The organism is Undibacterium sp. RuTC16W (assembly GCF_049339445.1).
Classification (GTDB): Bacteria; Pseudomonadota; Gammaproteobacteria; order Burkholderiales; family Burkholderiaceae_D; genus Undibacterium.
The window spans coordinates 1-359 of sequence record NZ_JBMPPE010000071.1 but is presented as its reverse complement, the minus strand read 5'-3'; the positions used below and the strand labels follow the sequence as shown (position 1 = coordinate 359).

The 359-nt window shown below is 64.1% G+C and carries 1 other RNA gene; it reads right to left on the bottom strand.

Annotated elements, in window-relative coordinates:
- Positions 1-359, bottom strand: a transfer-messenger RNA (tmRNA) gene (ssrA, locus tag ACO0K4_RS19570); the annotation flags it as partial.

Here is a 359-nt window from a genome sequence, read left to right as displayed (position 1 = left end):
GGTGGAGCCGGGGGGAATCGAACCCCCGTCCGCAAGCCATCACCGGACAGTTCTACATGCTTAGCTCTCTGATTTGAGTCTCGCGACGCCGCCGCGCAGGAGCACGCTGCGGACGCCACCAGTCACGTCAATCTCGCCCCGGACCGAGTGACCCGGTCCGAAGCCAGCCGATGTGAATGACCTCTCAGCGCTTGCGCGCCCGGCCCATCGGCCAACCGTTGAGAGGCTCACCGGTGTTTAAGCGGCGAGAGCGAAACGTTCGTCGTTCGCAGTTACTTTGTTCCAGTGGATTTACGAGCGAACTGGTGCTCGGCATGCCCTGCGCCGGATCCGCACCCACGTCGAAACCGGGTCGGCCC